The organism is Frankia sp. EI5c, assembly GCF_001636565.1.
GTDB lineage: Bacteria > Actinomycetota > Actinomycetes > Frankiales > Frankiaceae > Parafrankia.
The window spans coordinates 150,822-174,106 of the sequence record NZ_LRTK01000022.1 but is presented as its reverse complement, the minus strand read 5'-3'; the positions used below and the strand labels follow the sequence as shown (position 1 = coordinate 174,106).

Below are 23,285 nucleotides of genomic sequence, written 5' to 3'. Positions count from 1 at the left end.
CCGCCTGCAAATAAATGATTTCGGGTCGCAGGATGACCCGACAATAGTTGATACAACAAAGGATATTCGTATGGATACAGGTATTAATTCACCGTCGNGGTTCTGGGCCTCGAAAGTAGCAGCACAGCAACGTGAGCAGGATGCCGTAGAGGCAGCTACAGAAGCCGCCTGGACAGCCCGTGCGGCAGAGGTCGGGGTCTTGGGGATGAAGCGTGAGAGGGCGCAGCAGACAGCCCTACAGAACGCACAGGAGCCCGCAGAGCACGAGGTCTGTCCTGTCTGCGGGTCGGAGGTCTGGAGTTCCGGCAGCGCGGGTCAAGGCATCGCAGAGAACGGACTCACCGGCCCCGTACAGAGGATGGGAAAAGACCCTCGTCAAACCATCGGGTGGAAGCGTTGCAGCAATTTTGGGTGCTCATGGCCTGTCGGTGCACAGAGCGGTAGCGGCCCATATTCTGCGGGTGTAAGGAACTTCCTCCGGTGAGTACGGCGACGCTCACCAGGAACGGGGTCAAGGTTTGTAAATGCGGTAGAGAACACCAGCGCTATTCGGCTCTATGTGACCGGTGCGCGTGGAGCGCTCTACCCGACGAGGTAAAGCGGGCCCGATGGAAAGAAAAGAAGTCGATCCGAAAAGCACGTATTAAAGAAAACGGGGGCCGCGGCGTCTCCAGAAAAGAACTAAAAATAATTCGCGAGAGCGGACCATGCGGATATTGCGGGGCCAAAGCTACGGAAACAGATCACGTACATGGCCTGGCAGCGGGGGGTATCGATGACAAGTCGAACATTATTCCGGTCTGCCAGCACTGCTCACGCAGCAAAGGGGCTAGGGACCTGCTCACCTGGCACAGATGGGACCTCGTCTGTCGGGCCCTGGTAATGAATAATCCGGCGGTACAACAGGAGCTTGCAAGAATCTCACAAGCCCCTGCCGACCACGCTAACTACCGGACGTAGCAGACATTCCCTGAACCAATTCTACCGCGACAGCCCCGTTCCCATAGCAACACGGGAACGGGGCTCCGTCGTTTCAGCACAACCACGTACCCAGAGCCCAATACCAACTTCCCGGCGGTGCCCACAGAGCTTTTGACGGGCTTGCTGGCCACGATCCCGCCCTCGTTCACCAGCACAGTGCATCGGCCAGGTGCTCGACGTCCCGTTGCCCATCGGCCAGGACCACGACGATCCCGGGGGTACCTCTACCCCTGGGTACGCCTGTAGTCACATGACGACAGAACGTAGACCAACAGACGTGTTGTGTGTGATTTGGGCGTTCCGGCTCGACAGCGATGCCTGTTACATCCCTGCCGGTCGTTACACTTATGCCAGTAGATGTAACAGTCCAGGTCAGGGAGTTGGTCACGCATGCGAGTCATCGCCTACCTCAGAGTGTCGACTGAGAAGCAGCTCGACGGGTACGGGCTCGACGTTCAGCGTGACGCCGTCCGGGCGTGGGCACGGGCCAACGGTCACCGCATCGTCGAAGTCTTCCCGGAGGAAGGTGTGTCCGGGAAGCTGGAGGACCGCCCCGAACTGGCCAAGGCACTGCGGGCCCTGAAGGACGGACAGGCTGACGGGATCGTGGTCCCCAAGCTCGACAGGCTTGCTCGTGACCTGGTGGTTCAGGAACAGCTCATCGCGGAAGTCTGGCGGATGGGTGCGGCTGTCTTCTCCGCTGTCGCCAGCGAGGCTGACTACCTGGTGGACGACCCTGCCGACCCTTCCCGGAAGCTGATTCGCCAGGTGCTAGGCGCCGTGTCTGAGTACGAGCGCGCGATGATCGCTCTTCGTCTGCGCACCGGCCGCGCGCACAAGGCGAGCAAGGGGGGCTACGCCTACGGTGCACCCGCGTTCGGTCAGAAGGCCGTGGACAAGGAGCTGACGGCAGACGAGCGCGAGCAAGACGCGCTTGCACGCATGATCGAACTTGACAATGACGGCAAGAGCCTGCGCGAGATCTGCACTGCGCTAGAGGAAGAGGGACACCGGCCGAAGCGTGGCGACCGTTGGCACCCCACCACGGTCAGCCGGTGTCTCACGCGGGCCCGCGCTGCTACTGCTGCTGCGTGAGACATATCACACGCTAGTCACGAAGCTCCGTAACCGTCAGTCACCATGGCTGACGGTTACTTTGCGTGACGACCCCCCCTACCCTTAAATGATCTTCGATCAAGATCGTCTACCAGGTGTCACGCGCACTTTTCCCCAGAACGCCGGAGGACAGTGGCACAGTGGCACTCAGCCTATGTACGGCTCCGCGCGATTCTCGAAATAGTGATCGACCCGGAGTCGTATCGAGGGGTGCATATCATAGGAATCCAGCTCGCCTGTCGGCACGAAAACANCCTGTGACGATTCGCTGCTAGTCCTTATGTCTCCCCCGACCATCTTTGTCCGGAAAAGAATCGAGAATTGTTGCCGAACCTCGCCATCGTCATACGCGGCGACGTGATTGGGGTTCGAATAGATGCCGACTACACCGGTGACTTCACATTCAATCCCGGTTTCTTCGATGACCTCACGCACCACGGCCTGACTCACTGATTCTCCGGGCTCGACGCCACCCCCGGGAATAGCCCAGTAGCCATTATCCGTCCGCCGGATAAGCAGTATGTGCCCCTGGTCGTCAGGCACTATTGCGCTTACGGCAGGCACAATACTATTCGCCTTGGGGGCGTTCGGGTCGTCCAGATAGTCAACGCGGGGCACTGTGCTCCCTACTTGTTACCGTCGTGGGGCCGGCAGCCTGACCAGACACGTTCGAAACAGTCGACGTACGTCTCAAACAGGGGTCCTCCCTCAATCCTCCGTAGGTGCAGGATGGGGGCCCGGAAGGCGGGCATGCTGTAGATGTGGGGGTTCACGAGCATCTGGTCGTCGAACCGAAGAATAGAATTGTAAAGAACGGTTGAATGAAACCCGACTTCGAGATTCTCGATTCCAATAATGGGCTGATGCCAGGAAAGGGCATAGCGAATGCGGGCAGCCATTCCTTCACCAACCCCTTCCTCTTCGCCGCGCGTCTGCACCTCCACAGAATCGGGATCCCCGAACGCTATTCGAACTTTGACCCCGCTTTCACATTTGTTTTGAATTTCGCGAATCCATGAGGGGTTCGCCTCGGGTAGGTGCAGCCCGGCAAAAACAAGAATATCGACGCTTTCAATAGCGCTTTGCAAAAGAGATAGCCACCGCTTATTCGGCACGGCACTTCGCTCGGTATAAACCGTCACTACCTCACCGTGCTTTTCGTCCATGGCCACGCGCTTACCCACATCGGGCCACAGGTAATCGGGATCTTCGCCCAGGAGCCTCGCCGCGCGCATGGCGGTAGCCCGATGGGGGGTCCGGCCCTTGGTCACCCATCGTTCGACTGTCTTAGCGTCCACACCGAGTGCCTCGCCGAGAGTCGGTGGTGTCCAGCTCCGTCGGGTGAGCGCCGTTCTGAGCCGTTCGTTGGGCATAGGGGCCGCTCCCAGGAGGACCAAGGGTCAGGGGACCTTTCCAGCGTAAGGCGTCCCGAAGTGTCCCTCGCCGGGGGTGACCGTGTCCCCACCGTGCCTGTCAGGTTCTGCTCTGGGCGCATCGGGGAGTCAGGGGGTCGGTGCGCTCACCGAGTCGCCCACGGGTGCGCTGCCGCCGACGAAGCCGGTGTGCCCGTGGGCCCCGACGGGGCAGGGGGCCCTATGCCGTACATCGTGGTGACCGGGGTCCAAGGTGAACGAAAGAGGACCTACCTGCCGTGGGGCACGCTGCTGGACGTCGGTGTCCGGGCCGCCGCACGCCAGCATCTGGAGCGTCACGTGACGTCCGTCGAGGTGCTCGACGATGGCTGCGCGCGGGTGCTGTTCCTCGCGGGTCCTGGCGTCGAACNTGCCCGCGCTCTGCGAGCCCGGCTCCATGCTGCGATCGGTGCGCCGTGTTGATCGTCCTGTACTACGCATCCGGGCCTCCCGAGTCCGCAGTGATCGACGGACAGGCGTTCCGGCACGCCAACCTGGCCAACCTCGCCGCGCACCTGCTCTCCCTGGTGCCGGACGTGGAACAGGTAAAGATCTTCGACCACGGGCGGATGGTGGCGGATTCGGGCCCCGTCGAGGAGCCCAGAACTGTCGGTGCGACACGTCGTGATCCGACAGGTGGCGTTCCGGCCGCTGGCGTTCCGGCCGGTGGCGTTCTCCCCCGGTCGGGGGGTCGGGGGAAACGGACCACAACATGCCGTACCTGAGAGTCTCCGCCGCCGGGAGGCATACGGACTGGTACGTCCCGGAGTGGAAGGCCCGGAGGATCGACCTTCCCACGGNGGCGCAACTGGCCCTGGTTGAGGACCAGGACGTGACGAGGGTGGACATCCTGTCCGACGTTCACGAGGTGCAGCAGACCATCCTGCGGGAGGGGGCGGACCCTAGCCTCACCAGGGGGGCACCTACCTGCGACGATTACTTTCGGTCGCAATTATGTCAACGAATTAACACTCCGTAATGCCCGACGAGAATCCGCAGGTCAGCGGGCTGCGCCGAAGAAATCATCGACGTCCGGCATTTGACTGAACTATGATTACCATCACATCCAATTGCGATGCAGCATTCAAAACGTGATCCTTTGAAGTCNGTGAACCGCCCCGGTCTAATCGAAAGTGGGAGATGAATGAAGCGCCTAGCGCGTTCTTTTGTCGTCGTCGGCTGTTCTCTCGGGATAGCTCTATCGGCCGGATGCGGTAGCGGAGGCGAGGGGGTAACGGTCTCTGCGGCGAGTGTTGCACAGTCGGGAGATCCCGACGCTCCCTGCACCACGGTTGACGTACCGACAAAACTCGCTGAAATGCGTGTAGGAAAGCGTGAACTTCTGGCAACACCGCCACCAATTGCTGGACAGCCTGGGACTCAAATTGAGAACGCTGGCGACTACGCCTACGCATCACTTCCCATAGACATCACAGGGCCCGGAAAATACACGATTAAGGTTGGCCCACTCGACGAAGGATTCGACTACCCGAGGAATCCGACCGGATTCGCCTTCTCCACAGACGGTTTCGCCGGCCAGGCGCGCCCGACAGGGAAGCCGGAAATGATTACCGATTCCGATGGAAAAGAGTACCTGCAACTGGAGATAACCGTTGAGAACTCCGGCCCATGCAAATCTTTTGTCATGTTTGTTGAGTAGTTTTCTTCATCGCGATAACTAGAAATTCTAGAAAGCAGGGAATAGGCGCATGGCGAGAGCTTCTCGGTTGGCTCTGAAATTTTTTGCGATAGCATCGACGATGCTACTGGCTTTTTTTACGGCAAAACCTGCTTCCGCGGCACCCGACACCCTATGCTCTTCGATATACGTGCACTCCAGTCATACCATGCCCGCGGGAACCGGTTGGGGTGCCNCATTTGGGATAAGCCCTACCGTGATAGGCGGTATATACAACCAGAACGCAACTGGCTTCAAGATGAGCACAGCAATAGAGCAATACTCATCTTACGGCATCACTTCAGTTGTCCATTATAATCTGGGAAGTTCTAGCGTCACCGGGTCGGGATGGTCGATACTTCAATACAAATGCTGATATCGGCCTAGCGGCGGATCATCCAGCAAGACAACAGGCAGTTCCGTATTTCTGGGCCCAAGCCTTGAGTATCGTTTTTTGCTGGTCAGGGGCTCAGTCATGCCGCCGCCCCCGCAAGCTCACGTGCCACGGCGAGAACCGCAGGACGTGCAGCGAAACGGCCTAGCTGCGTCCTGGCGGCTTCAATCGCCCACTCCGGCGGAACCGGCAGGGAGCCCAGATCGGGGCGAGGCTCCGGAACCAGGCGGTTGGTCGGTGCGTTCGAGGGGGCCCGCCATGGGTAGTCGCCCCTGCCCTTGCTGCCGATCTTGTCCTTGATCCTCGATGCGAAACCGCCTGGTTTTGAACTCTTGGGAAGAGCTTTTCCATGGAGGGTCCCGGTAGACCGGTCGCTATCGGAACCATGATCGGTACCAGTCGGAGCATCCTGCGGTGTGGACTGCGTTCGGGGGGCCGGTACCGGTGCCTGGTTATCCACAGGGGAGAACAGGAGCCTGTAGACCGCGTTCCGGCCCCGTCGTGCACGCTCTGAGAGGCTCACCAGGCCCCGGGAGACGAGACGGGCGATCGTCGTACTGAGCTGTGTCCGGGCGAGTCCGGTACGGGCGCTGAGCACCTTGTGACCGGGGCTCGCGACATCACGACCGGTACGGCAGTCCTCCGCCAACGCCAGGAGCACCACCCGTTCCTGTGGCGACAGCTCACCGGGAAGTAGCTCCCACGCTGCTTGCTGTAGAGCAAATGACATGGCTCGCGGTATCCTTCGAGGTCTGTTGGTGAGTGATCCGCGTGGTTGCACACGCGGTTCGGGACGCCCCGCCGGATTCGTCCGACGGGGCGTTTCCTGTGAGGGGCTGGTCAGCTCAGGAGCTGGTGAAGGCCTGGTCGGTGAGGATCCGGCTAGCCATCGGGTGATCCTGGGGCCGCGTGATCCACTGCGATATGGCGATATCGACCAGGGGGCGGAGAAGCTCCGGAACGTTCGCCAGGAGGCACCGACGCTTGCACCGGCCGTTACCGGTCGGGTAGCCCTGGATACCGACCAGGGGGGCGACGTCGGAGCCAACCGGGATGTTCACGGTGCCCCGTCCGTCGATCCACGCGGACGCTGTCCGGGGGTCCAGGTCCCACGCCCACCAAATACGGACCTGCGGACGGATCGTCGGTCGGGCCGGTGGGGAGACGAGAGCGCTCACGCTGCCACCGCCACGGACTCGTCAACCAGCTCGTCAGCCGACGTGTCACCAGCGAGGACAGCTACCGGCGCGGGTCGCTTCGACTCTGCGACGTACCTACGGGCGGTACCGGGAGCAAGGTCCAGTTGCGCCGCCAGGTCAGCCACGATCTGTCCCTCGTTGCGCCGGTCCGATGACGGAACCGCAGCTAGCAGGGCCAGGAGTTGCGCCCGCTTTGTGAGCTTCGGGGGCGTGGTCCTCTTCCGCGTGGTGCTCTGCGTGCGCGTCTTCGGCGCGGGTGTGGGCTCAGGAGTCGGCTCTACCGGCAGGGGCTCCGGCGCGCTCACCGGCGCAGACTCCACGGTGGTGCCTACGGTGATCGGTTCCACCACCGGAGCTGTCACCGGCGCAACCACCGGGCTGTCCTCGACGACGGGCAGGCTCACCGGCGCGGGTGTGGAACGGGTCGCCTTCAGGCCAGCGACCAACGCGAACGCGATCACCGGCCAGAGCGCCATTACGGGGGTCCAGTGACCGGGATCACTCTTCAAGCCGTACGCCGCGGTGAGGTTGCAGGCGCCACTGAAGATCACGGAAGCCACGAGCACGAGCACCGGCCAGAAGAGGGAACCCCCATCCCGGCGGCGCGCACGGATCTCCACGATCGCGGCAATCGCCATGAGTTCACCCGTGGTCGCTATGAGCCACGATGCCCACTCAGGCTGTCCAGCCCACCGGGCGACATCGTGGACATGCACGAACGCCACCGCGAACACACCCGCTCCGAGTAGGGACGGGAGCGCGGTGGCTAGGGCGTGCTCGACACCCTGTCCAGTGATCCGCTTCATCGGGCTACCACGTTCACGGCAGCGTCAACGGGCGCGTCAGCGGGCAGCAGCGTCAGGCAGAGGTCACTGACCCGTTCGGCGGACAGGGACCCGTGCTCGTACAGCTCGGTAGCCATGGCGATGACGAGGGTCCACGCGGNCGGGTCGGACAGAAGCAGGCGGACGAACGCCGCTTCACCCGTGATCATGTCCGGGATGTGATCATGAAGGGTCGGCGGGTACATCGTCATCAGGGCCCGGACGACGGAACCATGGTCTGAGTACCCATCGTCGCCGTCATCCTCGGGACAGTCGACCAGGTAGCGGGATTGCTCCGCTTCGAACGGCGACCGGTCGGTGATGCCAGCGTGGATGAACTCGGCGACAGATCCGGCAAGGCTGATCTTGTTCATGTCGGACGCGCGGATCATCTTGCCGGTGCCCTCGTTCAGCCCACCCCCGTCTTCGTCGATGTGGACGGCGGTCACGGGCAGGTTGAGCAGGTACCGCATGACGGTGTGGCCGCACTCGTGGACAGCGGCGTACATACGCTGGTCAAGGGCGACATCTGCGGGCGAAACCTTCACCAGGCCAGGCGTTTCAGGGCCCGCGCGTCGTACACTGCTGATCATGTGGGTGACCTCCCGAGTCACTCCGCCCCCGGGGTCTGCCAGGACCACCGGGGGCATCTTCACGTCAATACGTGATCAGGAGTTCGCCTGCGCGTTCTGTGTCGACATGCACAGCCGTGACGCGCTCGCCGCCGGCGAGTCGAGTCGCCGGTTGTTCTCCGTGGCGGCCTGGCACGAGTCGCCCTTCTTCACCGAGCGGGAGCGGGCCGCCCTGGCGCTGACCGACGCCGTCACCCGGCTCGGCCCCGACGGCGTGCCCGACGACGTGTGGAACACCGTGACCAAGGTCTGGAGCGACGAGGAGGCCGCCAACCTCATCGTCGCCATCGCGACGATCAACCTCTGGAACCGGTTCGCGGTCACCACCCGCACCCCGCCACCCACCACCGTCTGAGCCGCGGTCGGGGAACAGCCGGCGGAACAGCCGGCGCCCCGGCGGAGCAGCCGGCGCGGGCTCAGTCGCCTCCCCCGCCGGCACCGAAGGCACCCCGCAGGCCCGCGACGCACGCCGCGGTCCGCGTCCTGGGGATCACGACACAGCCACGCGCGGTCAGGGGCGGGTCCAGCGGCAGGACCGCGACCCGGGACGCGCCCGCCTCGGGGACGGCGTCGGCATAGACCAACGTCCAGGCCGGCGAACCGTTCGCGATCTCCAGGACGGCGTCGGCCGGGCTGCCGGTCGGCCGGCTCAGCCGGGGCTCGAAGCCCGCCGAACGGCACGCGTCCAGGGCGAACGCGCGGAACAGCGGGTCCTGCTCCCGGGACGGCAGGCGCAACGGCAGGTCGGCGAGGTCGGCCAGCCGCACGGCAGCCCGCCGGGCGAGCGGGTGCGCCTCCGGCAGCGCCGCCACCACCGGCTCGGGCCACAGGTCGATCACCCGCAGCCCCTCCCCGGTGGGCGTGACCCGCAGCAGCGTCATGTCCAGCTCGCCTCGGGACACCGCCGCGAGCTGGTCGATCACCGGCATCCCGACCAGCTCGAGCTCCACCTCGAACCCGGGGTTCGCCCGCCGCAGCCGCTCCAGCCCACGGTCGAGCCGCGGGCCGAGGCCGGGGTTCGCTCCCACCCGCAGGACGTTCATCGGCGCGGCCGTGAGATCGGCGGCGAGCACCGCAACCCGGTCCGCGGCGGCGAGCGCGGCGCGGACCTCGACCAGCAGGCGCTCCCCCGCCGACGTCAGCCGCACATGGCGCGACGACCGGTCGAACAGGCGCAGGCCCAGCTCCCGTTCGAGCCGGCTCACCTGCTGGCTCACCGCGGGCTGGGCGATGTGCAGGCGTTCGGCGGCCCGGCCGAAATGCAACTCCTCGGCGACGGTGGCGAAGTAGCGAAGCTGGCGCAGTTCCACGGTCCACCATTACCGCGGCGCGCGACGAATCCCCGCCGGCCGCACCGGACCGACCGTGCCACGTCGCCGAACTCACAGCCCGCCGATCGGGCCCATCGATCAGTTCTCGTTATCGCTGTGCGTGGAAAGCGGACCTTGGTCGACCGGCACCCGCCACGTTGACTGAAGGAGGCACATATAGGCGCCCGCGGAGACGCCGCGGGGACATATAGCGGGAAAACGAAAGGCACTCGGAATGCGGATAGGACTGTGGGTCGACGACCACCGGCGAACCGTGGAGGACGTCCGGCGGCAGCTGCGCGCGGCCGGCGACGCCGGCTTCGCCTCGGTCTGGCTCAGCGAGCGCGGCGGCTGGGACCCGCTGACACTGCTCTGCGCCGCCGGGCCGGAGCCCGCGTCGTCCGCGCTCAGCACCTCGACCAGGCTCAGCACCTCGACCAGGCTCGGCACCTCGATCGTGCGGACCTACCCCCGCCATCCGCTGGCACTCGCCGCACAGGTGCTGACAACCCAGGCCGCCACCGGCAACCGGCTCGTCCTCGGCCTCGGTCCCGGCCCGCTGCCCTTCATCGAGAGCCAGTACGGCTACAGCACCGCGAAGCCCGTCGCCAACCTGCGTGAATACCTGGAGATCCTGCTGCCGTTGCTGCGCGGCGAGCCGGTGAAGCACGACGGCCCGAGCTGGACGGCGATCGGCGCGCTCGGCCTTCCCCCCGTACCCCCGCCGCCCGTCCTCCTCTCCGCGCTCGGCCCGCGGATGCTCCAGCTCGCCGGCGAGGTCGCCGACGGCACGGTGACCAGCTGGACCGGGCCGCGCACGGTGACCGACTACGTCCTGCCGGCGCTGACCCGCTCGGCCGAGGCCGCCGGCCGGCCCGTCCCAGCCGTGGTCGCCGGTGTCTGTGTCGGCCTGACGAACGACGCCGACGGTCTGCGTGGGTGGGTGCACGAGCATTTCGGCGCGGCGACCGGCCTGCCGAGCTACCGCGCCGCCTTCGACCGGGAAGGTGTCGCCGGCNCGGCGGACATGGCCCTGATCGGCGACGAGAGCACCCTCGAACGCGAGATCGACCGTTTCGCCGAGGCCGGAGTGACCGAACTACAGATCATCCCGTGCGGCCCCGAAGCCGACCGCGACCGCACCACCAGCTTCGCCACGGCATTGTCCAAGATCAACTCGCAGACGGGTCCACGTCAACAAGGTTGACTATCTTGACGATTAACGATGCGGATTCGCGCGGCGACGCCGGATGACGACCAGTCCGGCACCGAGCGCCACCCCGACGACGACCACACCAGCGGTCACACCGGTGACCACACCGGAGATCAGCCACCCGGTCGATGACGGTGCGGGAGCGGCCACCGGATGCGTCGCGGTGCAGATGTCGTCCCGGTAGGGGTCGGTGTCGTTGCGCGGGTGGAACTCGTAGTGGGTGCCGACTGTGTAGGTGCGGTCGGCCGACGTCCAGACAGCGCCGCCCATCGCTCCCCCGTGCACCGTGACCACGCGCCCGGCGTCGGTCCGCACGGTTGCCTTCCGCCCGCTTTCGGACGTCTCCAGGACGGCGCCGCGGAAGGCGGCCGGTGAAGGCTTCGGCAGGTCGCACGTCGCGGCCCCGGCCGGAGCCGGACGCCCGGCCAGGCTGCCGCCAACCCAGCCGAGAACGAGCGCCGTGACCGTTACGGCCGGCGGCCATGGGCGTCCGGCCCCGTGCTGCCCGCCACCGCCGGCGCACGTCGCGGCGGGCCGGCCGGCTCGAGGCCGACAGGGCCCACGGCGCCTCGGCGGGGTCGGCGGCGGGGCCTGGCCGGTCGGCGCCGTTGGATGGGCCGCTCAAGCAGGTAGTACGACGCGGCCGCCAGGGCCGCGGAGATGACACCGACAGCCAGGATCGCCGGCCAGCGGCCGAGAGCAGCGGTCAGGCCACGGCCCCAGTGGGCGACCACCGGGAAGTGCCAGAGGTAGAAGCCGTAGGAGATCCGGCCGAGCCAGGCCAGCGGCCGGGCGGCGAGGGCGCGGAACAGCCAGCTCGACGTCGCCCCACGCTCCAGCGCGAGGATGACGACGCCGGCGAGCAGCGCGGCGGCGGTGTAGCCGCCGTGGCACATCACGGTCGGCCGCGGGCCCCATGCGTTCGGTGCGATGGCCGTACCCACAGCGAGCAGCACCAGCGCGGTTAGCCCCGCCGCGGGCAGGACGGCCCTTGGCGGGACAACCGCTGGAGGGGCAGCCGGGGCACGGGCGGCGGAACGCCGCTGCCGGGTGGGCCGCAGCCACGCCGCCAGCCCGCAGCCGACCAGCAGTGCATCCGCGCGGGTGTCGAGGCCGAAGTACATCCGCGTCGCCGAGGCACCGGAGGCGGCCAGTACCTCCCGCCACAGCAGGACGGCGGCCACCCCGCCCAGCAGGATCACGGGCAGCCGCCGCTCGAGCGACGGCCGGCGGCACAGGACGAGCAGCAGCAGCGGCCAGAGCAGGTAGAACTGCTCCTCCAGTGACAGCGACCAGGTATGCCCGAGCCAGCCGGCCCCGGTGCTCTGCCGGACCACCTGGAAGTAGTTGTTCACATACAGCGTGGACGCGACCAGCGAGTCGAGGAACTCGGCCCGCTCGCCGGCCGGCCCGACCCCCAGCAGCAGGACGGAGGTCGCGCCGACGAGGACGAGCAGGCAGAAGGCGGGCAGGAGCCGACGGGCGCGGCGCAGGTAGAACCGCCGTAGGGACACCCCGCCGAGCAGGTCCCGCTCGGCCAGCAGCCCCCTGGTGATCAGGAAGCCACTGAGCACGAAGAACACGTCGACGCCCAGGTACCCGCCGGGCAGCGAGTCCAGGTGGAACACGAGCACGCAGAGCACCGCGAGCGCGCGGACGCCGTCCAGCGCGGGGTTGTAGGCGCCGCGCCCGGCTCCGCCGGCGGGCCGCGGCTGGTCGGGCACCCAGGGCGGAGCCGGACCGGCGAGCGGGCCGCCCGTCCGCCCGTTTCCATGCCGCGCCATCGGCCCTCCCCTCAGACCCGCCAGACCGGCCGCCCGTCACCGAGCGCGACATAAGCGCTACCCAAAGACCTCGGCGGTCACTCCCGCCGGTCCGCACCGGCCGTGGCCGGTCAGCCTGCCGGCCGCGCGGTCCGATGGTCCCGCGGGCTGATCCCGCGGACCCGTTTGAAGGCCGCGCTGAGCGCGAACGCGCTGCCGTAACCGACCTGCCGGGCGACCGCGCCGACGGTGGTCTCCGGGTCGCGGAGCAGGTCGGCGGCGAGGTCGAGACGCCAGCCGGTCAGGAAGGTCATCGGCGGCTCGCCGACCAGCTCGGTGAAGCGGCGGGCCAGCGCGGCACGGGAGACACCGGTCTGCGCCGCGAGGCCGGCCACCGTCCACGGGTGGGCCGGATGACTCTGCATTAGGCGCAGCGCCCGGCCCACCACCGGGTCGGCGTACGCCTGGTACCAGCCCGGGGCCGCCGCCCCCTGCCGGGCGAACCAGGTACGCAGCACGGCGATAAGCAGCAGGTCGAGCAGTCGGTCGAGCACGGCCTCCTGGCCCGGCTCGTCCTTCACGATCTCGTCGGCGAGCAGCGGGACCAGCGGGGAGTCCCAGCTGTCGCGGGTCACCACCAGCAGCGGCGGCAGCGCCCGCAGCAGCCGCCGGCTGACCTCCCCGTCCAGCTGGTAGGCACCGGTGAGGACCACCGTGGGGCCGTCGGGGCTGTCGCCCCAGGTGCGCACGCCCAGGTCCATCGTCGCGGCCAGGCTGTTGCCGGCCAGGTCGGTGCAGTGCTGCCCCGGGTGGATCACGATCCGGGGCGAGGTCGCCGGGTCGTCCGCGACGGTGTAGGGAGCGGGCCCGCGGATGACCGCCACGTCCCCGGCGGCGAGCCTGGTGGGCTGCCCGCCGTCGGGAAGGACCCAGGCGTCGCCGCGCACCATCGCCGCGATCGACAGCGGCGCCTCGTCCTGGATGCGCAGTGACCAGGGCGGGGTCAGGATCGAGCGGAGCAGGAAGGCGCCGTGCGCCCGCGGTCCGTCCAGCAGGCCGACGACAGCGTCCATGATCGGAGCCTAACGGCCGGGATCTGGACGTGTGAACATGCAACTGAGACTTTCAGCCATGGCCCGTCTCAGGCCGTTGGCCTTTACTAAGATCATGAAACACGCCACCAGAACGACGACCGCCCTGACGGACGACGTCGAGCGGCCACGAGGCCCAGGACAGCCGCGGAGACGGCGACAGATTCGGGGGCGACGATGCAACCACTCCGCAACGGCTCGCTGATCGCCGCCACCGTGGGCGTCGGCCTGATGGCCGGTATCTACTTCGCCTTCGCCTGCTCGGTCATGCCGGGCCTGCGGGCGACCGACGACCGGACGTTCGTCGCCGCGATGCGGTCCATCAACACCGCGATCCTCAACGGCTGGTTCTTCCTCGCCTTCCTCGGCGCGCTGGCGCTCACCGGCCTGGCCGGCGCGGTGCAGCTCGGTTCCGGCCAGCGCCCGGCACTGCCGTGGATCGTCGCCGCGTTCGTCCTGTACGGCCTGACCATCCTCACCACCGGGGCCGTCAACGTCCCGCTCAACGAGGGTCTCGCCGCCGCCGGCGAACCGGGCCGGGCCGCCGACCTCGCGGCGGCCCGAGACCGGTTCGAAGCGACCTGGGTGCGCTGGAACCTCATCCGGACCGCCGCCTGCGTGGCGGCGTTCGGCTGCCTCACCTGGGCGCTGCTGCTGCAGGCACGCGGCCGAGGCTGACCCGGCACCGCCTCGGGCTCGGCCGGGCCGCCACCGCGGGGCTTCTGGAGGTCACCAGCCCCGACGGCCGGAGCTGGGCCACCGCCGAGGGAGCGGTGACACTCGTCGGGCCGGGGACCGACCCGTATGGTCCCGAGGTCGAGGCACTGGTGGACCACGTGTACGGCGCCCGCCTCGGCTGACCGCCGTCAGACACCCGCACCAGGAGGGAAGTCCGTTGCCCCAGCACCGCCGGCCACTGGTCGTGACCGTGCCCACCGAGGAGCTCCGGGCGGCGCTGGCCTCCGCTCCCGGAGCCGAGGTGGTCGTCTGGGACCTCTCCGGCGCGCCGCCTCGGACGGACCTCGACCTCGTCGTACCGCCCTACATGGCCGGGCCGGCCGTGCTCACGGCGCTCGAGGGCCTGCGCCCGCGGCTCGTGCAGAGCCAGTCCATCGGCTACGAGGGTGTCAGCGCCGTGCTTCCCGCCGGGCTCACCTTCAGCAACGCCGCCGGCGTCCACGAGACGTCCACCGCCGAGCTGGCGATCGGTCTGATGATCGCCAGCCAGCGGCGGCTGCCCGCGCTGACCCGCGCGCAGGCGGATCACCGGTGGGCACACACCGGATCGCTGGCGCTGGCCGACTCCAGGGTGATCGTGATCGGGCAGGGCGGCGTCGGCAAGGCGATCGTCAGTCGCCTGCGCCCCTTCGAGGTCGAGATCATCCGCGTGGCGGCGTCCCACCGCGTGGACGGCGACGGCGTGGTGTCGGCGGTCGACGAGCTGCCGGGGCTGCTGCCCGGTGCGGACATCGTCACCCTCGCCGTCCCGCTGAACCCGAACACGGCGGGCCTGGTCGACCGGGAGCTCCTGGCCCTGATGAAGCCGGGTGCCCTGCTGGTCAACGTGGCCCGCGGCGGAGTCGTCGTCACCGACGACCTGGTCGCGGCGGTCCGGGCCGGCCGGGTCCGGGCCGCGCTCGACGTCGTCGATCCAGAACCCCTGCCGCCGGAACACCCCCTGTGGGGCCTGGACGACGTGATCCTCACGCCCCATGTCGGCGGGCACACCGCCGCGATGCTGCCGCGCGTCGTCGCCCTTCTCCGCCGCCAGATCGACGCCCTGTCCGCGGGCGAGCCGCCGCACAACGTGGTCATTCCGACGCGGGCATGAACCCGCCCGAGTGACCAGGGCTGACCGGATACCTGTCTGTGGTCAGCTACCCGCCGCCGGCGCGGGAAGGAGGGCCACCTGGGCCTGGTGCCAGGTCGGGATCTCGACCTGGTCCACCACGGCACGCGCGAGCTGCCCGTAGCCGATCTCGCCCCCGAGCAGGCGGTTGTCGAGCGGCGGCTCGACGAGAACGTAGCCCGTCGCGGCGGCGTCGCCATCGGGCCGCAGCCCCGCGGGTGGCGTGATGACCAGCCAGTCGAGTTCGGTGGCGTGGCGGCGCAGCGCGGGCAGTTCACGCGCGTGTGCCCGCGCGAACGGCCGTAGCGCCGCGGGAAAGATGTCGGGGTCGTCCATGACGGTTCGGCCATCGGACATCGTCAGGGTGGCGAAGAGCCCGATCGTGATCAGCCGGGTGGGCGGGGTCCGCCGCGCGGCGCCGACGACCCCGGCGACGACGTGTTCGTAGAACGCCTCGTCGAAACCGTCGAAGGACGGCGGCGGCGCCGAGAAGGGCGTCACCGCGACCACGACGGCGTCGGTGTCGCGCAGCACGTCGGCGAGGTCGCCGCCCCGGGTGGCGTCCGCCTCGGCCACCTCGACACCGAGTTCCTTCAGTGAGTCATGCCGACGGAGGTCGCGGACGACGCCGGTCACCCGGTGGCCCCGGGCGGCGAACTCCCGGCTGACGGCCCGGCCGGCGCGGCCCCCGGCCCCGAGGACAGCGACCCGCCGTTCTGGCTTCACCGTTTCTGTCATGGTCGCGAAGCTAGGGCACGACCCGCCGGTTACCGCAACGTGACCGGCTACCGTTGCCGGAGTGGAGAACCCTGCCGACGCACCGACGTTCGATCCGGCCTGCCCGATGAGCGCCTTCCCGGTGCGGATCGGCGACAGATGGACCGCCATGATCGTTCTGTGTCTTGAGGCCCGGCCACGGCGGTTCACCGAGCTCAAACAGCTCCTCGGCGCGGTGAGCGCGAAGGTCCTCACCGACACGCTCCGCGCGATGGAACGGGACGGCCTGCTGACCAGAGACATCTTCGACGAGAACCCGCCCCGGGTCGAATACCAGCTGACCGACCTCGGCCGAACGCTGCTGCGCCTGGTCGAAGCCGCCCGGGACTGGGCACGGGACAACCTCGACGACCTCCTGGCGGCCCGCCAACGGCACGACGACGACCTCGCGCGGTCGCTCCGCGGGAGCGCGCCAGCGCAGCCCGCCCGTGGTCGTGACCCTGGTCGCGGCGTCCACACCCCGTACGGTCGATGATGTCCGGATGACCGACGCATGGCTTTCCGCGACGCTGCCGGTGCTGGGGCTGGCCACCGCCTCGGTGGAGGCGGTGCGGTCGGCGGCCGTCCGATCCGGGGCGACCGGTCCCGTCACCGAGGCGGCTGTCGACCCCGAGCGGGTGGCCGCCGCCTTCGCCAGCGACCGCCTGTTCCGGGCTGCCGGCACGCCCGCGAACGCCTTCGCGCCGCTGTCCGGCTTCTTCCGCGCCGCGGACGGGTACCTGCGGACGCACGCGAACTATCCGCATCACCGCGACCGGCTGCTGCGGATCGTCGGGCTGACCGAACCCGACCGGGAGACCGTCGCCAGGACGATCGCGACCCGCTCCGCCGCGGAGCTGGAGGAGGCGGCGGCGCAGGTCGGGGCGATCGCCGTCCGGGCCCGGACGGAGGCCGAGTGGCGGGCCTCGGCGCCCGGGGTCGCCGCCGCCACCGGGCCACTCGTGCGAACGACCGAACGCGAGGACGTGACCGCCCGAACCCCGACCGGCCACACGCTGGCGGGTATCCGGGTGCTCGACCTGACGCGCGTCCTCGCGGGGCCGGTCTGCGGGCGGACGCTCGCGCTGCTCGGCGCGGACGTCCTGCGGCTGGACCCGCCCGTGCCGGCGGAGATCGGCTGGCAGCACCTCGACACCGGCCAGGGCAAACGCTCGGCGCTGCTGGATCTGCGCACCGACCGGCCGCGCGCCCAGGAGCTTCTCGACCAGGCCGACGTCCTGGTGACCGGCTACCGGCCCGGCGCCATCGAGGCCTTCGGCCTGCGGATGCCGCCGGGGCTGATCCGTGCCCGGGTCAACGCCTGGGGGGATCTCGGCCCGTGGGCGGGCCGACGCGGGTTCGACTCCATCGTCCAGGCCGCGGCCGGCATCTGGCTGATCGAGAGCGCGGACGGGGTGACACCCGGCGCCCTGCCCGCGCAGGCACTGGACCACGCCACGGGCTACTTCCTGGCGGCGGCGATCATCGACGCTCTGGTGGAACGCGCGGCCGACGGCCGGGGACGAGACGTCGCCGCGTCCCTCGCGCGTACCGCGACCTGGCTGCTCGACGCCCCCGGCCGCGACCCCCACCATCCGCCGGCGGCCGCCCCCACGGCGGCGGCGACAGTCACCCACGGCCAGCTCACCACCGCGCGCCCGGCGATCCCCGGTTTCGACGACTACCCGCACCCCGCGCACCCGTGGGGCAGCGACCAGCCCCGCTTCGTCTGACGCGATGGTCTGACGCGATGGTCGGCGACCTGCCTGAAGCAGACCCGAGGAGTATTCTTCACTAATACGATCGACAAGACGAGGTTAGGCGGTCGGCCCGACCCGTCGACGACTCCTGCGAGGTCCGTGCCCCATGCCCGCCACCGCCCGCTACGGCGATCCCGCCGCGACGCTCGACACGCTCAACGACGTCCTGCGGGTGCAGCTCGCGCATCGCTCGGTGCGCAGGTTCGGGCCGCGCGACGTCAGCGANGGCGAGCTGGCCGCCATCGTCGCGGCGGCGCAGTCCGCGTCGACATCCTCCAACCTGCAGGTGTGGAGCGTGATCGCGGTACGCGATCGGGAGCGCAAGGGCCGCCTGGCCGCGCTCGCCGGCAACCAGGCGTTCATCGCGCAGGCCCCGCTGTTCCTGGTCTGGATCGCCGACCTCGGCCGGGTCCAGCGGCTGGCCGAGCGGGCCGGGGCACATCTCGGTGCCGTGGACTACCTGGAGACCACGCTCGTCGGCTTCGTCGACACGGCGCTGGCGGCCCAGAACGCCGCGGTCGCCGCGGAGTCGCTCGGGCTGGGCACGGTGTTCGTCGGCGCGGTCCGCAACCGCCCCGAGGAGGTGGCGGCCGAGCTGGGGCTGCCACCACACACGGTGGCGGCCTTCGGCCTCGCCGTCGGCGCACCGGACCCCACCGAGCAGGCCGACGTCAAGCCGCGGCTACCGCAGCAGGCCGTCCTGCACCGGGAACGCTACGACGTCACCGCGGACGCGCACATCCCGACCTACGACGCGCGCCTGGCCGCCTACAACGCCCGGTTCGGCCTCGACGGTAACTGGAGCGACCGCGCACTCGCCCGCCTCGCCGGCCCGGAGTCGATGGCGGGCCGGCACCGGCTGCGCGAGATCCTGGAACGCCTCGGCCTGCCCTCGCGCTGACCGGGCGACCGGGCGGGGCAGGCGGGACGCAGGAGCTACCAGGCGAAGTGCTCGGGGGCCGTCCGGTAACCCGGGAAGATCTCGTCCAGCCGGGCGAGCGCCTTCTCGTCCAGGTGGACGTCGAGCGCCCGGACGGCGTCGTCGAGATGCTGCTGGACACGCGGGCCGACGATCGGCGCGGTGACGGCCGGCTGGTGCAGCAGCCAGGCGAGCGCGACGTCACCGGGCTCGTGGCCGAGCTCGGCGGCGAAGTCCTCGTAGGCCTCGATCTGCGGGCGCTTGGCCGCCAGGACCGACGCGGCCCGGCCTTCCAGGCGCCTCCTGCCGTCGCGCTCCTTGCGCAGCACGCCACCGAGCAGCCCACTCTGCAGCGGCGACCACGGGAGCAGGCCCACGCCGTAGTGCCGCGCGGCGGGCAGCACCTCCAGCTCGATCTCGCGGGTGAGGAGGTTGTAGATCGGCTGCTCGCTGACCNGGCCGAACGTCCCGCGCCGGGCCGCGGCGGCCTGCGCCTGGGCGATGTGCCAGCCCGCGAAGTTGCTGCTGCCGGCATAGAGGATCTTGCCGGCCGCGACGGCGACGTCGACGGCCTGNCAGATCTCGTCCCACGGGGTGTCGCGGTCCACGTGGTGGAACTGGTAGAGATCGATGTAGTCGGTCTGCAGACGGGTCAGGCTCGCGTCCAGGGCGCGGCGGATGTTGAGCGCCGACAGCCGGCCCTCGTTGGGCCACTCCCCCATCGCTCCGTAGACCTTGGTCGCCAGCACCGTGCGCTCCCGGCGCCCGCCGCCCTGCGCGAACCAGCGTCCAATGATCGACTCGGTGTAGCCCACACCCTCACCGAGGCCTGACACACCGGCGGAACGCAGGCCGTAGACGTTGGCGGTGTCGAAGAAGTTGATGCCGTACCCGTGCGCCGAATCCATGATCTTGTGGGAGTCGGCCTCGCTGGTCAGCGGCCCGAAGTTCATCGTGCCCAGGCACAGGCGCGAGACGGACAGACCGGAACGACCGAGGTTGGTGAACTGCATGCTGGGCGGAGTCCTCTCGATGAGGGGTCAGCCGGAGCTTCGCCCGGGCGGGCGATCTGGCCGCATTCCCGAGTCTCCCCCGCCGGGCGTGCTTTAGGGCGACCCTGCCGGAGTCATCGCGAATCGCGAACGGTCGACCTCAGTCCGCCTGGACTCCGTGCTGAAAGACGACACGCTCGCCCTCGCCCACCGGCTCCTGGAAGGTGGCGGAGTAGCGTTCCAGCAGTTCGTCGGAGACGGTGACACTGTTCGCGTCGTTCCGCCGGTTGCGGATCGCCAGTCGATGCCGGAGCGTCGCCGGATCGGCCGGCAGGAAGACGAGTTCCNACCGACATCCGTGTCGCTCGATCGCGGCCTTGTACCGATCACGGGTGCCTCGGTTCCAGAAGCACACCAGAAATCCACCATCGCGGTCGAGTCGGCCCGAGCAAGACCGGATCAGCCGGGCTGGCGCAACCCGGCGATGAGGAAGCCGACGAGGCGGCGGGCGTCGTAACCGTGGCTGCCGGTGGCGCCGGCGCAGAGGTTCCCGACGCCGCGCATGACCTCCAGCGGTTCCAGGTCGGGGCGGATCTCCCCGGTGGCCGCGGCGGCTTCGAGGAGCGTGGCGCAGACCGGCACGAGCCGTTCGAGGAAGTAGTCGTGCAGCGGGTCGAAACAGGAGTCGTCGGAGTTGAGCACGCCGGCGAGCCCGTGCTTGGTGACCAGGAAGTCGACGAACAGGTCGATCCAGCGCGCGAACGCGGCGTAGGGAGTCTCGCCGGCGGCCAGCAGGGCCGGGCCGGCCTCGGCGAGGCCCTCGACCTGGTGCCGGTAGACGGCGATGATCAGATCCGCCCGGGTCGGGAAGTGCCGGTAGATCGTGGCCGTCCCGATGCCGGCCCGGGCCGCGATCTCGCGGATCGGCGCCTCGACACCCGACGTGACGAACACCGCGGCGGCGGCCTCCAGCAGAGCCTGTTCGTTGCGCCGCGCGTCCGCCCGCCGGGGGCGCGGCGCGGGCTCGACGGCTGACCCAGACGCGCTCACCGAACTCCCCCCACCTGGACGTTGCTAACCGGGACAACGTCCCGTATCGTCAAACGGGACGCTGTTCCGTTTCCATCATGCCAGCGTGCGCCCGGCCGCACCAGCCACGGCGTCTTCTTTTCTCGCGCTCCGAAGGAGTTCACCCATGCCCAGAGTCGTCGTCTTCGACGAGACCGGCACACCCGACGTGCTGCACATCGTCGACGAGCCGGTCGCCGAGCCCGCCGCCGGAGAGGTGCGGGTCAGGATCGAGGCGATCGGCCTCAACCGCATCGAGCAGATGATGCGCGCGGGCGCCTACCCGCGGCCGATCCGCCTGCCGCACGCACGCATCGGCTGCGAGGGAACCGGCGTCGTCGACGCGATCGGCCCGGGCGTGGGGGCCGTCGGGGGCGTCGGGGGCGTCGGGGGCGTCGGGGGACTCGCCGTCGGCGACCCGGTAATCATCACCGCTGTACCGGACATGGACGTCAACGGAACGTACGCCGAGTTCACCGTCGTACCGGCCCGTGCCCTCATCCGCCGGCCCGCCGAGGTGGACGCCACGAGCGCCGCGGCGCTGTGGGTGGCGTACTCGACCGCGTACGGCGCGCTCGTCGAGAAGGCCGGCACGAGGCCCGGCGACCACATCCTGATCACCGCGGCCTCCAGCGCCACCGGTCTGGCCGCCATCCAGGTCGTCAACCAGCTCGGCGGCGTCCCCCTCGCGGTCACCCGCAGCGCCGCGAAGAAGGACGCCCTGCTCGCCGCGGGCGCCGCGGCTGTCTTCGTCACCGGCCGGGACGACGTGGTCGCGGCCACCCGCGAGCACACGGGCGGGGCCGGAGCCGACGTCATCTTCGACGCCGTCATGGGACCCGGCCTCGCCGAGCTCGCCACCGCGGCCCGCTTCGGCGGCACTCTGCTCACCGTCGGCTGGCTGGACCCCCGCCCAGCGTCGATGCCCATGAACGCGCCGCTGACGATTCACCGCTACATGAGCTTCGAGCACACCCTCGATCCCGCGGTCGTGCGCCGCATGGCGGCATTCCTGGGCGCCGGCCTGCGCCTCGGCGCGCTGCGCCCGACCGTCGACGCCGTGTTCGGCCTCGACGACATCGTCGAGGCGCACCGGCACCTCGAACGCGGAAACCAGATCGGAAAGATCGTCGTCACCGTCTGACCGTCGGCAGCGGCGGGAAGACCCTCCTCCTCAGTTTTCGTCGCCGCCCCGCAACGAGCGGAGCAGGCGCAGCGCCTCCCCCGTGGGGACCGGACGGAAGAACTCGGCGTCGACCCGCTCGACGGCCGCGACCGCCCGGGAAGCCAGCTCGGCACCGCGGTTCGTGACACTCACCAGCTTGGCCCGGCTGTCCGTCGGATCGGTCTCGCGCCTGACCAGGCCGTTCCTCTCCAGGGTGCGCAGCACCTGAGAGGTCATTTTCACGTCCGTGCCGGCGTGCGCGGCCACCGCGAGCTGGTTGGGCCGCGTGCTCTGGCTCCCCAGCCACCACACCGAGGTGAGCAGGACGAACTGGACATGCGTGAGCTCGAACGGCGCGAGCGCGGCCGCGATCGCGCGCTGCCAGCGCAGCGTGGCGTGCCAGAGCAGGAAGCCAGGGGACTCACTGGGATGCAACGCCACGCCGAGCTGACCGCCCTTTCCGTCAGGGCCGCGCCGAGGCCGCTGTCCCCTCGGCGAGGCGGACGAGCGCGGCGATCGTCTCGGGAAAGTCGCCGGAAATCGCCGGGCCGACCTCGGGGCCGAGGTCGGCCGCGGCCGGGCCGCTGATCTCCATCCGGTAGACGACCCGGCTGTGCTCGGCGTCACGTCGCTCAACGCGGTGGATGGTGCGGACGACGATGTCAGCGAACTCGACCTCGCCAGACCGCGTCTGGCGACGCCGTCGTGACCACACCGTGTTCGTAGCTCCACATCCTGGCACCTCCTGGAGAGATAATCGCTGCGTAGATTATCTCTGCACATCCTTTTGGACTCGCCCTCCAACCCGATCGACACCTTCGGGTGACAACTCCGCGACGATGAGCAGTACTGATTGATACGGTGCGCCGCCGGAGGTGCACATGGCGGAGTTAGCCTGCGGCGACGACCTCGCAGGAATGGAATGCCCGGCCTGGCGGCGATCGGGTGCGTACCGGTGAGCCGGCAGCGTGCGCGGGTAGCGGGGGACGGTCAGGAGCCCGGCCGCCGGGGGCCGAGTCGGCGTGGCATCCTGCGGGCGGGAGCCGCCGCCGGCTGGGTAGGTGCCAGCGGCGGCGTGGGCTGGCTCCTGAACGGGGGCGCGATCGGGTCCGCGGGGGCGGCACCACCCTACCCCGACCTGGTCTTCCACTCCCCGCAGCTGA

General features: G+C 69.0%; 24 protein-coding genes and 9 pseudogenes. 15 read left to right on the top strand and 18 right to left on the bottom strand.

Going from position 1 to position 23,285, the window contains the following annotated elements:
* The first annotated feature begins 480 nt into the window (after positions 1 to 480).
* Entirely contained in the window at positions 481 to 960 is a 480-nt protein-coding gene (locus UG55_RS47150; RefSeq protein ID WP_157901512.1) for an HNH endonuclease signature motif containing protein, read from the top strand.
* A gap of 411 nt (positions 961 to 1,371) precedes the next feature.
* Positions 1,372 to 2,076, top strand: a complete 705-nt coding sequence (locus tag UG55_RS13285; protein WP_066067680.1) for a recombinase family protein — start codon at positions 1,372 to 1,374, stop codon at positions 2,074 to 2,076.
* A 168-nt stretch (positions 2,077 to 2,244) separates the two neighbouring features.
* Here the strand turns inward: UG55_RS13285 and UG55_RS45355 are convergent.
* The 3 genes and pseudogenes from UG55_RS45355 to UG55_RS13280 all read right to left on the bottom strand — a co-directional run.
* Positions 2,245 to 2,350, bottom strand: a pseudogene (locus UG55_RS45355) (NUDIX hydrolase); the annotation flags it as partial.
* A 1-nt stretch (position 2,351) separates the two neighbouring features.
* Positions 2,352 to 2,715, bottom strand: a 364-nt coding sequence (locus UG55_RS36515) for an NUDIX hydrolase (protein WP_396230887.1), incomplete at its 3' end; no start/stop codon positions are given.
* Positions 2,716 to 2,723: 8 nt separating this feature from the next.
* Entirely contained in the window at positions 2,724 to 3,470 is a 747-nt protein-coding gene (locus UG55_RS13280; protein ID WP_066067678.1) for a helix-turn-helix transcriptional regulator, read from the bottom strand.
* Positions 3,471 to 3,925: 455 nt separating this feature from the next.
* Between UG55_RS13280 and UG55_RS28495 the strand changes: the two genes are divergently transcribed.
* A complete protein-coding gene (locus UG55_RS28495; protein WP_128422969.1) occupies positions 3,926 to 4,234 on the top strand; it encodes a hypothetical protein in 309 nt (102 codons plus the stop codon).
* A gap of 419 nt (positions 4,235 to 4,653) precedes the next feature.
* Complete coding sequence (locus tag UG55_RS28490) at positions 4,654 to 5,169, top strand: hypothetical protein (protein WP_128422968.1); 516 nt, start codon at positions 4,654 to 4,656, stop codon at positions 5,167 to 5,169.
* A 1,586-nt stretch (positions 5,170 to 6,755) separates the two neighbouring features.
* Here UG55_RS28490 and UG55_RS13260 read toward each other — a convergent pair.
* Positions 6,756 to 7,586, bottom strand: coding sequence for a hypothetical protein (locus tag UG55_RS13260; RefSeq protein WP_066067666.1), 831 nt, complete (start codon positions 7,584 to 7,586; stop codon positions 6,756 to 6,758).
* 140 nt (positions 7,587 to 7,726) lie between these two features.
* The coding region (locus UG55_RS13255) for a hypothetical protein (RefSeq protein ID WP_206779367.1) at positions 7,727 to 8,197 on the bottom strand (471 nt) is incomplete at its 3' end.
* A gap of 88 nt (positions 8,198 to 8,285) precedes the next feature.
* Here UG55_RS13255 and UG55_RS13250 point away from each other — a divergent pair.
* A pseudogene (locus UG55_RS13250) lies at positions 8,286 to 8,591 on the top strand (carboxymuconolactone decarboxylase family protein); the annotation flags it as partial.
* 61 nt (positions 8,592 to 8,652) lie between these two features.
* Here UG55_RS13250 and UG55_RS13245 read toward each other — a convergent pair.
* Entirely contained in the window at positions 8,653 to 9,546 is an 894-nt protein-coding gene (locus UG55_RS13245; RefSeq protein WP_066067660.1) for a LysR family transcriptional regulator, read from the bottom strand.
* Positions 9,547 to 9,781: 235 nt separating this feature from the next.
* Between UG55_RS13245 and UG55_RS47145 the strand changes: the two are divergent.
* Together UG55_RS47145 and UG55_RS47140 are read left to right on the top strand one after the other, a co-directional pair.
* Positions 9,782 to 10,564 (top strand): annotated as a pseudogene (locus UG55_RS47145) (LLM class flavin-dependent oxidoreductase); the annotation flags it as partial.
* Between the two features lies 1 nt (position 10,565).
* A pseudogene (locus tag UG55_RS47140) lies at positions 10,566 to 10,753 on the top strand (hypothetical protein); the annotation flags it as partial.
* A gap of 12 nt (positions 10,754 to 10,765) precedes the next feature.
* Here UG55_RS47140 and UG55_RS13235 read toward each other — a convergent pair.
* From UG55_RS13235 to UG55_RS13225, 3 genes are all read right to left on the bottom strand, one after another.
* Positions 10,766 to 11,074: a hypothetical protein gene (locus UG55_RS13235; protein ID WP_066067654.1), complete on the bottom strand. Its 309-nt coding sequence runs from the start codon at positions 11,072 to 11,074 to the stop codon at positions 10,766 to 10,768.
* Positions 11,075 to 11,226: 152 nt separating this feature from the next.
* Positions 11,227 to 12,543 carry an acyltransferase gene (locus UG55_RS13230; protein ID WP_083986743.1) on the bottom strand — a complete coding sequence of 439 codons (1,317 nt, stop codon included), beginning with the start codon at positions 12,541 to 12,543 and terminating at the stop codon, positions 11,227 to 11,229.
* A gap of 110 nt (positions 12,544 to 12,653) precedes the next feature.
* Entirely contained in the window at positions 12,654 to 13,595 is a 942-nt protein-coding gene (locus UG55_RS13225) for an AraC family transcriptional regulator (RefSeq protein WP_066067651.1), read from the bottom strand.
* A gap of 195 nt (positions 13,596 to 13,790) precedes the next feature.
* On the opposite strand from UG55_RS13225, the gene UG55_RS13220 reads away from it, so the two are divergent.
* Genes UG55_RS13220 through UG55_RS13210 form a run of 3 tightly spaced genes read left to right on the top strand, consistent with a single transcriptional unit; the run spans position 13,791 to position 15,444 of the window.
* Positions 13,791 to 14,291, top strand: coding sequence for a DUF1772 domain-containing protein (locus UG55_RS13220; RefSeq protein WP_066067648.1), 501 nt, complete (start codon positions 13,791 to 13,793; stop codon positions 14,289 to 14,291).
* On the top strand, positions 14,195 to 14,473 hold the full coding sequence (locus UG55_RS47135; RefSeq protein WP_396230892.1) for a hypothetical protein: 279 nt from the start codon (positions 14,195 to 14,197) through the stop codon (positions 14,471 to 14,473). Before UG55_RS13220 ends, UG55_RS47135 begins: the two co-directional genes overlap by 97 nt.
* A 35-nt stretch (positions 14,474 to 14,508) precedes the next feature.
* Entirely contained in the window at positions 14,509 to 15,444 is a 936-nt protein-coding gene (locus tag UG55_RS13210) for a 2-hydroxyacid dehydrogenase (RefSeq protein WP_066067645.1), read from the top strand.
* A gap of 42 nt (positions 15,445 to 15,486) precedes the next feature.
* On the opposite strand, the gene UG55_RS13205 is transcribed toward UG55_RS13210, so the two are convergent.
* Positions 15,487 to 16,200 carry an NAD(P)-dependent oxidoreductase gene (locus UG55_RS13205; RefSeq protein WP_083986742.1) on the bottom strand — a complete coding sequence of 238 codons (714 nt, stop codon included), beginning with the start codon at positions 16,198 to 16,200 and terminating at the stop codon, positions 15,487 to 15,489.
* Positions 16,201 to 16,261: 61 nt separating this feature from the next.
* On the opposite strand from UG55_RS13205, the gene UG55_RS28485 reads away from it, so the two are divergent.
* From UG55_RS28485 to UG55_RS13190, 4 genes and pseudogenes are all read left to right on the top strand, one after another.
* Positions 16,262 to 16,714, top strand: coding sequence for a helix-turn-helix domain-containing protein (locus UG55_RS28485; protein WP_066067642.1), 453 nt, complete (start codon positions 16,262 to 16,264; stop codon positions 16,712 to 16,714).
* 7 nt (positions 16,715 to 16,721) lie between these two features.
* Complete coding sequence (locus UG55_RS13195; RefSeq protein WP_066067768.1) at positions 16,722 to 17,951, top strand: CoA transferase; 1,230 nt, start codon at positions 16,722 to 16,724, stop codon at positions 17,949 to 17,951.
* A gap of 133 nt (positions 17,952 to 18,084) precedes the next feature.
* Positions 18,085 to 18,203 (top strand): annotated as a pseudogene (locus UG55_RS45350) (NADPH-dependent oxidoreductase); the annotation flags it as partial.
* 1 nt (position 18,204) lies between these two features.
* On the top strand, positions 18,205 to 18,879 hold a 675-nt coding region (locus tag UG55_RS13190; RefSeq protein WP_242424268.1), incomplete at its 5' end, for a nitroreductase family protein.
* 35 nt (positions 18,880 to 18,914) lie between these two features.
* On the opposite strand, the pseudogene UG55_RS36510 reads toward UG55_RS13190, so the two are convergent.
* The 6 genes and pseudogenes from UG55_RS36510 to UG55_RS13175 form a co-directional block, all read right to left on the bottom strand.
* Positions 18,915 to 19,353 (bottom strand): annotated as a pseudogene (locus UG55_RS36510) (aldo/keto reductase); the annotation flags it as partial.
* A gap of 1 nt (position 19,354) precedes the next feature.
* Positions 19,355 to 19,472 (bottom strand): annotated as a pseudogene (locus UG55_RS36505) (aldo/keto reductase); the annotation flags it as partial.
* 1 nt (position 19,473) lies between these two features.
* The coding region (locus tag UG55_RS36500; RefSeq protein WP_304440408.1) for an aldo/keto reductase at positions 19,474 to 19,910 on the bottom strand (437 nt) is incomplete at its 3' end.
* 139 nt (positions 19,911 to 20,049) lie between these two features.
* Positions 20,050 to 20,236, bottom strand: a pseudogene (locus UG55_RS28480) (ATP-binding protein); the annotation flags it as partial.
* Between the two features lies 1 nt (position 20,237).
* A pseudogene (locus UG55_RS45345) lies at positions 20,238 to 20,304 on the bottom strand (ATP-binding protein); the annotation flags it as partial.
* Between the two features lie 44 nt (positions 20,305 to 20,348).
* On the bottom strand, positions 20,349 to 20,939 hold the full coding sequence (locus UG55_RS13175; RefSeq protein WP_066067632.1) for a TetR/AcrR family transcriptional regulator: 591 nt from the start codon (positions 20,937 to 20,939) through the stop codon (positions 20,349 to 20,351).
* Positions 20,940 to 21,084: 145 nt separating this feature from the next.
* On the opposite strand from UG55_RS13175, the gene UG55_RS13170 reads away from it, so the two are divergent.
* Positions 21,085 to 22,101 carry a zinc-dependent alcohol dehydrogenase family protein gene (locus UG55_RS13170; protein ID WP_066067630.1) on the top strand — a complete coding sequence of 339 codons (1,017 nt, stop codon included), beginning with the start codon at positions 21,085 to 21,087 and terminating at the stop codon, positions 22,099 to 22,101.
* Between the two features lie 30 nt (positions 22,102 to 22,131).
* Here UG55_RS13170 and UG55_RS13165 read toward each other — a convergent pair whose 3' ends face one another.
* Positions 22,132 to 22,563, bottom strand: a complete 432-nt coding sequence (locus UG55_RS13165; protein WP_066067627.1) for a MarR family winged helix-turn-helix transcriptional regulator — start codon at positions 22,561 to 22,563, stop codon at positions 22,132 to 22,134.
* A 22-nt stretch (positions 22,564 to 22,585) separates the two neighbouring features.
* The gene (locus UG55_RS13160) at positions 22,586 to 22,837 is read right to left on the bottom strand and encodes a hypothetical protein (RefSeq protein WP_242424267.1); all 252 of its coding nucleotides are present in this window, start codon (positions 22,835 to 22,837) and stop codon (positions 22,586 to 22,588) included.
* Positions 22,838 to 23,285 lie beyond the last annotated feature (448 nt).

Coding starts and splice junctions, on each gene's coding strand:
- UG55_RS13285 (WP_066067680.1), top strand. CDS start 1,372: ATGCGAGTCATCGCCTACCTCAGAGTGTCGACTGAGAAGCAGCTCGAC.
- UG55_RS13280 (WP_066067678.1), bottom strand. CDS start 3,470: ATGCCCAACGAACGGCTCAGAACGGCGCTCACCCGACGGAGCTGGACA.
- UG55_RS28490 (WP_128422968.1), top strand. CDS start 4,654: ATGAAGCGCCTAGCGCGTTCTTTTGTCGTCGTCGGCTGTTCTCTCGGG.
- UG55_RS13260 (WP_066067666.1), bottom strand. CDS start 7,586: ATGAAGCGGATCACTGGACAGGGTGTCGAGCACGCCCTAGCCACCGCG.
- UG55_RS13230 (WP_083986743.1), bottom strand. CDS start 12,543: ATGGCGCGGCATGGAAACGGGCGGACGGGCGGCCCGCTCGCCGGTCCG.
- UG55_RS13225 (WP_066067651.1), bottom strand. CDS start 13,595: ATGGACGCTGTCGTCGGCCTGCTGGACGGACCGCGGGCGCACGGCGCC.
- UG55_RS13220 (WP_066067648.1), top strand. CDS start 13,791: ATGCAACCACTCCGCAACGGCTCGCTGATCGCCGCCACCGTGGGCGTC.
- UG55_RS13205 (WP_083986742.1), bottom strand. CDS start 16,200: ATGACAGAAACGGTGAAGCCAGAACGGCGGGTCGCTGTCCTCGGGGCC.
- UG55_RS13195 (WP_066067768.1), top strand. CDS start 16,722: ATGACCGACGCATGGCTTTCCGCGACGCTGCCGGTGCTGGGGCTGGCC.
- UG55_RS13170 (WP_066067630.1), top strand. CDS start 21,085: ATGCCCAGAGTCGTCGTCTTCGACGAGACCGGCACACCCGACGTGCTG.